The 8,179-nt window shown below is 74.7% G+C and carries 4 protein-coding genes and 1 pseudogene; 4 read left to right on the forward strand and 1 reads right to left on the reverse strand.

Features of this window, described 5'->3' with window-relative positions:
- Positions 1 to 70: 70 nt before the first annotated feature.
- The 4 genes from EBO15_RS35835 to EBO15_RS35850 all read left to right on the forward strand — a co-directional run bounded on the left by EBO15_RS35835 (position 71) and on the right by EBO15_RS35850 (position 6,378).
- Entirely contained in the window at positions 71 to 1,330 is a 1,260-nt protein-coding gene (locus EBO15_RS35835) for a M16 family metallopeptidase (RefSeq protein WP_122198913.1), read from the forward strand.
- A complete protein-coding gene (locus tag EBO15_RS35840) occupies positions 1,327 to 2,685 on the forward strand; it encodes a M16 family metallopeptidase (RefSeq protein ID WP_122198914.1) in 1,359 nt (452 codons plus the stop codon). The genes EBO15_RS35835 and EBO15_RS35840 overlap by 4 nt, the downstream gene beginning before the upstream one ends.
- Positions 2,686 to 2,771: 86 nt before the next feature.
- On the forward strand, positions 2,772 to 4,709 hold the full coding sequence (locus EBO15_RS46930; RefSeq protein WP_158628454.1) for a sporulation protein: 1,938 nt from the start codon (positions 2,772 to 2,774) through the stop codon (positions 4,707 to 4,709).
- A gap of 787 nt (positions 4,710 to 5,496) precedes the next feature.
- Positions 5,497 to 6,378, forward strand: coding sequence for a hypothetical protein (locus EBO15_RS35850; protein ID WP_122198916.1), 882 nt, complete (start codon positions 5,497 to 5,499; stop codon positions 6,376 to 6,378).
- Positions 6,379 to 6,424: 46 nt separating this feature from the next.
- On the opposite strand, the pseudogene EBO15_RS35855 reads toward EBO15_RS35850, so the two are convergent.
- A pseudogene (locus EBO15_RS35855) lies at positions 6,425 to 8,179 on the reverse strand (hypothetical protein); the annotation flags it as partial.

Below are 8,179 nucleotides of genomic sequence, written 5' to 3' on the forward strand. Positions count from 1 at the left end.
TCAAGCCCGCTGCCGGGCGGGCGGCGACCTTTTCCCCGGAACCGATCGACCGACCGGACGGGAGCGCTTCGTGGCCGAACAGCCGCTGCACGAGCACACGCTCGGCAATGGCCTGCGGGTGGTGGTCTGTGAGGACCATGTCGTACCGCTGGCAGCCGTCAACATCTGGTACGGCGTGGGCTCGCGGCACGAGCAAGCCGGCCGCACGGGCCTTGCCCACCTCTTCGAACACCTGATGTTCCAGGGCTCGGGGAACGTCGCCGAGGGCGAGCACGCCGCGCTGCTGGAGGCCGCCGGAGCGTCCTTCAACGCCAGCACCTCCTTCGAGCGGACCAACTACTACGAGACCGTCCCGGTGAGCCACCTCGAGCTCGCGCTGTGGCTGGAGGCCGACCGCATGGGGACGCTCCCCGCGGCGCTCACCCAGGCGAACCTCGACAACCAGCGGGACGTGGTGAAGAACGAGCGCCGCCAGCGCTACGACAACCAGCCCTATGGCACGGCCTTCGAGCGCCTGTGCCGTCTGACGTTCCCGTCCGGGCACCCCTACGCGCACACGCCGATCGGGTCCATGGAGGACCTGGACGCCACCACGCTCGAGGACTGCAAGGACTTCTTCGGCACCTGGTACGCGCCGCACAACGCGGTGCTGTCGATCGTCGGCGACGTCGACCCCGAGGAGACGCTGAGCGCCGTCGAGAAGTTCTTCGGGGGCATCCCGGCGGGTCCGGCCACCCCCGAGGCGCGTCCGGGCGGCCTCGGGCCGCTCAGCGGCGTCACGGGCGAGCACGTGGACGAGGACGTCCCGTCCCCCGCGTACTTCGCGATGTTCACGCTGCCGACGGACGGCGGCGACGACATCGAGGCGGCCGAGATGGCCGCCGAGGTGCTCGGCGGCGGGTCCGGTTCGCGGCTGTACGACCGGATGGTCCGCCGCGACCAGATCGCCACCGAGGTGTGGGCGGGCGTCACCCGGCTCACGGGCGGCCCGTCCCTCGCGCTCGTCGAGGCCGTCGGCCCGGACGTGGAGAAGATCTCCGCCGTCCTGGACGAGGAGCTCACCCGGTTCGCGGCCGAGGGCCCGACCGCGGACGAGACCGCGCGCGCGACCGCGCAGGCCGAACGCGGCTTCCTCGAGCGCACCGAGACCGTCACCGGCCTCGCCAACGCGCTCTCGCAGAACGCCACCCAGTTCGGCGACCCGTCCCGGGTGTTCACCGCCCCCGCGCGCGCCGCGGCCGTCACGGGCGACCAGATCAAGCAGATGGCGGGCCACTGGCTGGCGCCGGGCGCCCGCACCGCGCTCACCTACGGAGGTGCGTCCAAGTGACCGAGACGGTGAGGCTCGCCGAACGCCCCGTCCCCGGCCCGTTCCCGGCCTGGGAGTTCCCCGCCTCCGTGTCCGGCCTGGTGCCGTCCGGTCCCGGGACGCTCCGCTGCGAACTGCCGGGCCGCCGCCTGGCCGCCGTCCGGCTCGTCCTGGACGCGGGCGCGGGACGCGAAGGCTCCGACCAGGACGGCGTCGCGACGCTCACCGCGCGCGCGTTCCTGGAAGGCACCAAGGCCGGTGGCGGCACCGCCCTGACGAACGCGTTCGAGCGTCTCGGCGCGTCCCTGTACGCGTCCGCCGACCTGACCGCCCTGCGCATCGCGCTGGACGCCCCGGTCACGCGCCTCGCGCAGGCGCTCGAACTGCTCGGTGAGGTTCTGCGCGGACCGGCGCTGGCCGACTCCGACGTCCGGCGCCTCGTGAACGAGCGCCTCGAGGAGATCGCCCAGGACGACGCCGACCCGGGCTCGCGCGCGGCGCGCGAACTGCGCGCGGTCCTGTTCCCCGCGGAGGCGCGCGCGGCGCGTCCGACCGGGGGTTCCCGCGCGTCCGTCGAAGGGCTGACGGGCGACGCGGTGCGCGCCTACTTCGGTTCGATCGTCCCGGCCGAGGCCACCGCGGTCGTCGCCGGCGACATCGCGGGCACCGACGTGGACGCCACCCTGGCCGCGGCGCTCTCCGGCTGGGCCTCGTCCGGCCCCGCGCTGCCCGTGGCCGACACGATCGCGCCCGTGAACGAGCCGCGCATCGTCATCGTGGACCGTCCCGGCTCCGTGCAGACGTACCTGAACATCAGCCACAGCGTCCCGGACCGCACCGACTCCGACTGGCCGCTGCTGTCGGTTGCGGCCCACGTCCTCGGCGGCGGACTGACGTCCCGGCTGAACGCCGTCCTGCGCGAGGAGAAGGGCTACACCTACGGCGTGCGCACGGGCATCCTGCGGATGCCGTACTGCGGCGTGTTCGTCACGCAGGGCTCGGTCCACACCGAGGTCACCGGCGACGCCGTCGCGGACGCCCTCACCCAGCTGCGCTCCATCGGCGAGCGCGGCGTCGAGGCGGACGAGACGACCGCGGCGATCAGCGCCCTCGCCGACCGCGCGCCCGGCGAGTACGAGACGTCCCGCGCGGTGGCCGCCGAACTCGCCGACGCGTCCGCAAGCGGCCTCGGCACGGACTACCCGTCCCGCTACCTGGACGACGTGCGCGCCGCGACGCCGGAGTCGGTCGCGCGCGCGTACACGACGCACGTCGACACCGAGCGCCTGACCGTCATCGCCGTCGGCGACGCGTCGCAGATCCGCGAGCCCTTGGAGAAGCTCGGCTACGCGACTGTGAGCGTCACCGCGAAGTAGTTATCCACAGCCCCGGCGGCCGTTCGGCCGCCGGGGCACGCTGGGCGTAGTGTGCCGCTTGTCGGATGACGAGAGGAGATCGTCCAGTGGGATACGCGGGACCGTCGGTGGACACCGTCCTTGCCGAGCCGCGCTGCGCGCCCGGCGGCGTCGTGGCGGGCAACGTCCACCTGCGCGGCGGGGCCGCCCCCAGCGACGTCAGGCACGTCACGATCGCGCTCATGCCCCGCATGCGCGATCCGCAGGGCCGCGACGTCGCCGGCCCCGAGGTCTACCGGGGCGCGCTCACCCGCTCCTTCACGCTCGGCCCCGGCGAGGAGCGCTCGCTCCCGTTCTCCATCCCGCTGCCGTACGAGCTGCCGTTCACGACGGTCCTCGGCCACGAGCTGCCCGGCTTCACCCTCGGTCTGTGCACCGAGGTCGACGTCCGCGGCGGTCCCGACGCGGGAGACATGGACGCCATCTCGGTCGAACCGCTGCGCTCCCAGCAGTGGGTCCTCCAGGCGGCGGCGCGCATGGGCTTCACCATCGGCACGGTCGCCTTCCGCACGTCCAAGGTCGAGGGCCTGTCCCAGCAGCTCCCGTTCAACCAGGAGATCCGGCTGAACGCGCCGCCGCAGTACCGCGGCCGCCTCGACGACATCGGGCTCACCTTCATCGCCAGCCCGACCACGATGGGCTTCAAGCTCCGCGCCCTCGGCCGCATCGCTCCCGGCGGCGACGCCTCGTTCGGCGCCTTCGTCGTCGAGCACCCCGAGTCCGGCGAGACCGACTGGACGTCCCGCCTCACCGAATGGCTCGAGTCCGCCGTCGTCCTCCCCCCGAACCTCGACCACACCCCCGGCCCGCCCCTCCCCCCGGGAGCCCACCCCGCCGGACCCGCCGCCGGACTCGCCGGCGGCCCTCCAGGGCTCCCACCCGGCTTCGCCCCCGCAGCCGGGCCCGGCATGTCCCCGCCCCCAGGCCCCGTCCCACCCGGCATGGCCCCCGGCGGCCCCGCCCTCCCGGGCCCGGGAGGGATGCCCGGCGTTCCCGGCCCCAACGGCATGCCCGGTCCGGCCGGTCCGGGCCCCAACGGCATGCCTCCCGCCCCCGGCTTCGGCCCTGGCCCGGCCGCCCCCGGCCCCGCGTACGGCCCTGGCGCGCCCGCACTGGCCTACGGCCAGGTCACCCCGGGCATGCCGCCCAACCCACTCGGGCAGGGCGGACCGTCCGCACCTCCTCCAGGTCCGGGCCCGGCGGCTCCCTTCGGCGCTCCTCCCATGCCACCAGGCCTGGGCGCCCCAGGCGGCGCACCGGGGATGCCCCCTGCCATCCACGGCGTCCCGGGAGCACCCCCGCCGAGCCCGATGCCTCCGGGAGGCGCACCCCGCCCGCCCGGCCCGCAGGCTCCCATGCCCGGCCCCGGCCCCGGCCCCGGCCCTCAGGGGGCCCCGTTCCCTGGCCCCCAGGGAGCGCCGTTCCCCGGCCCTCGGGGAGCACCACCCGCCCCGCCTCTGGCACCCCCAGGGGCGGCCCCCCTGCACGGCGGCGCCCCCGGCCCAGGCCGCCCCGTCCCCGGCCCTGGCATGCCCGCCTATCCCCCGCCCTCCGTCCCCCCAGGCGGAGCCATGCCTCCGGGCGCAGCATTTCCCCCCGGAGCCATGCCTCCGGGGGGAGCCGTTCCTCCAGGCGGGGCCATGCCTCCAGGTGTCCCGCCGGGGCCGCGTCCGGGCGCACCGCTGCCGCCGCCTCCGCCCGGTGTCGCGCCGTTCCCTCCGGCGTCCGCGCCGCCCATGCCGCCGGGCCCCGGAATGCCCCCACCGCCGATGGCCCCGTACCCACCGGTCATGCACGGCGCCCCGATGTACTCGCACGGCGGGTACCACCACCATCACTATCCGCACCACCCAGGTGCGGAAGTGGCCGCGGCGGGCGCGATCATCGCAGGCGGCGTCGTCGCCGGAGCCGCCGTACACGTGGCGGCGCACGCCGTGGTGGACGGAGCCGACGCCTTCCTCGACATCCTCGACCTCTTCGGCTGACCCCGCAGACGGACGAGCAGCATCGTCCCACCCGAACCCCGAAACGTGCGGCCGTCAGCTTTGCGGCAGCGGGAAAGCGAGTGACGCCTAGCGGCACGTGGGCCACCAACACCAAGGCAGGTGGCCCGCATGTTCGGCATGCGTGCTCTCCGCGTAGCGGGAGCCCAAGAACTCTGGCGCACGCGGCCGGTACATGCCGCTCGACAGCGACGCACCTGAGGGCTCGTGCCAGTACGGCCCCAGCGCGACGTCACACCCCACGGCCGCGCTGATGGCGTTCACCCGCGTCGTCTCCCAGGTCCGAGCGGGCAGCCAGTCCGAGCGTCCCCATCACTCCGCGACGCGGTGACCGGCGGGGAGGTCGCGGACGGGCAGCAGGGAACGGGGGTTCCCCTGTGTGCAGACGAGAACTCCGGTGGGCGGCCTGTTCGTGCCGGCCTGCGCGGCTCAGGTGGGGGCCTGTTCGTGCTGGCCTCCACGTTTCAGGGGGCGGCCTGTTCGCGGTGGCCTGCGCGCGTCTCGGGTTGGCGGGTGGGGCGTGCCGGCTGGTGCGGTGGTGGGCATCGGGCGGGCGTGGTGCGTGGGGTGGTTGGGGCCTGTGTTCGTGAGGGGCTGCTTGGGTGCGGTGGGGGGTGGCCGGAAGGGGAGTTTGGGGTGGCCGGTTAGGGGCGTGGGTGGGGTCGGAGTCGGAAATGGGCAGGGGAATCGGACGAGAAACGGCGCGGGTGGGGTTAGCTCGGGGTTGGGTGGTTAGGTTGAGGGCGGAGCCCGCCCCCGAGGGAGCTGTATGACGACCACAGTGATCCTGGTGCTGCTGTGTCTGGCGATCGCCGGGCGCGAACTCTATCTGGCGTCCGACAAGCGGCTTCCGCGTGCGCAGGCGGAGTTGCGCGAGCTGCGTGACCGGGTCATCGAGCTGACGCGGCGGCAGGACGCGATGCGCGCCGACATGGACCGGTCCGTCGAGGGTCCGCCGCCTGTCGTGAGCGAGGCGCCGTCGCCCGAGCTCGTCGGGCATCTGGACGCGCTCACCGAACGCGTGAACCGGGTGGAGAGGGATCTCGGCGTGGTGGCCGGGCAGTTCGCCGGGTTGGAGCTCGACCGGGAGGCGCAGCGTGCGCTCGCGCGGTCCCTCGACGTGGTCGAGCAGGACGTCCGGGAGCTGCACCAGGAGATGCTCGACCGGCTCGCGTCCGAGAAGGGCGTCGTCTCCGGGGTGGTGCTGAGCGACGGGGGCGAGGCGGAGGCGCTGCTGCTCGAGGCGTTCGAGCGCGCCGCCGCCGAGTACGGGCTGAGGGTGCGGATCCGTGATCAGCGCGCGGACGGCGGCCTCGCGGGGACGTTCTACTACCTGTCCGGACGGCGTTCCGAGGCGCTGGCGGAAGAGATGTTCACGTACGTGCGCGGACTGTACGACCCGCACGATCCGTCCGGGCTGACCGCGCTGCTCACCGAGATGGCCCACCTGGACGGCGACGGGCTCGTCCGGTTCGGTTCGTTCATCGCGGTCCGTGCGCAGGACGCCCTGGTGTGCGGGCTGCTCTCGGACGACGCCGGGGCGGTCTCGTTCGCCGAGGACGAAGGTGACCCCCGGGAGCTCGCCGCCCGCGTCCGGGACCTGCCCGACGAGCAGCAGGCCGATCTGAGCTGGCTTCGCGCCGAGGACTGACGGCCGGGACGCGCCGGACGGTCGGCCGTCCGGCGCGTTCGGCTTCCTAGGGCCGGACGAAGCGGGGCGTCGCCACCTCCGTGCGCTCGATGCGGAAGACCAGGAGGCAGCGCGGGGTCCGCCGGTCGTCCAGGCCCAGGCACAGTCCCAGGCCGAGGCGCGGGTCGAGCATGACGACGCGCCTCAGGGAGCGCAGGGTGCGGCGGGCCCGCGTCCAGGTCTCGGGACGGCGCGGGTCGCGCAGGGTGTCCGCGACGATGCGGGAGGCGTGCCGCCACACGGCCGTCGCGTCGAGGACGCGGACGCCCGCCGCGGTGAGGTCGGCGACGATCACGACTCCGGTGTCGTCCTCGTCCTCGGCGGACACGCGGCCGCGGCCGTTCTCGTCCGGCTGGTCCAGGGCCGGGGCGAAGTGCGGGACGCGGTCGTGCGGGGAGCTGGGGCCGCTGACCGGGCGGTGGTAGCGGAGCGGGTCGACGGTGTCCACGACCAGCGCCTGCGGGTACGGCCGGGACGCGCGCGGGCGGGGGTGGGACCCGTTCGCGGGGGTGAAGTGCCAGTGCGCGCTGAGGTCGACTTCCAGTCCCGCAGGGCCGAGCCACAGCGGAACGCCTATGCGCGCCACCGCTCCGTGCTCCTCCAGGACGGCGATCTCGCGCCAGATCTCGTCCGCGCTCATGGCGAGCGTGGCCGCGACGCCCATCCCGGGGAAGGCCCCTTCGAGGACGACCAGCAACGCCTGCCAGGTTGGGCCTCCTACGAAATCGCCGACGAACTCGTCCACCAGGGTTCGGCGGGCTCGCGCGTCCAAGTGGGACATGTTCTCGGCGGCATAGGGGCGCTGTTCGCGGCGAGGGGCTGTGGGGACTCGGTCTCGGGCGGTGATGTCCGGTCGCGTCCGCGACGGGGACGGGGACGGGGGCGGGGGCGGGGACGGGGACGGCGTGTCGGTGAGCGGCTCGGGTTCGGGGGTGAATGGCTGGTCCACGAGGCCGTCTTCCCTGGGGCTTCGGTGTGCGCCGGGCTGTCCGGACAGGCGGTCGAGGGCGGGTTCCGGGGAGCGGTGGCGTCCGCCTGCCGGTGTGGCCGTCCACGTGTCCTCGGGAGCGGACGGGGACTCCGCGCCGAACGACGGCGGACTCGTCTCGGACGGTGGTGCCGGGTCGTCGGCCACCGCCGGGCCGTCCGCGCCGGGGTCGCGGTGGGTGACGGTCGCCTCGGGTTGGCGCACGGTCGTCCAGAGCTCGTCGTCTTCGGTGTCGGCCGAGTGGGGCTTGGGCGCGGCTCTCCAGGGGTCCTCGGCGTCCGGGGCGGGCGGTGGCTGGGGTGGGGCTTCGTCCTCGGGCACGGTCGACGGTTCGGGGGTGATGGTCGGCAGCGGGTCGACACGGGTGGGCGTCGCCGAGGCGCGCACCGTGGTCCACGGATCGTCCGTGTCGGACGGCGCGGGAGCGGGGGGTGGTGTCTGGCCGACGGGCCGCGGGTCCGGGAGGGGCGGCGACTCCTGCGCCTGGACGTGATCGGAGGCGGGGGTGATCGGCGTCCAGTCGGAAGGCGCGGTCTCCTTGGACGGCACCGACGCGTCTTCCGGCGAGCCGAGTGGGGCCGGACCCGCGGGGGGCAGCGGGACGTCCGGCGGCGCCTGGCTTCCCGGCTTCGTGGGTGAGGTGAACAGGCGCCTGGGCGGTGGGGGGATCGGCGGGGCCGAGCCCACGGGCGGTGCGGGAGGCGGCGCGGGTGGGGGTGTCGCCGGGCCTGGGGGCGGCACGTAGGGGCCCGCAGGCGGTGCAGGCGCGGCCGG

Origin of the sequence: Actinomadura harenae (assembly GCF_003696215.1) — a bacterium.
In the GTDB taxonomy this organism is placed as follows: Bacteria; Actinomycetota; Actinomycetes; order Streptosporangiales; family Streptosporangiaceae; genus Spirillospora; species Spirillospora harenae.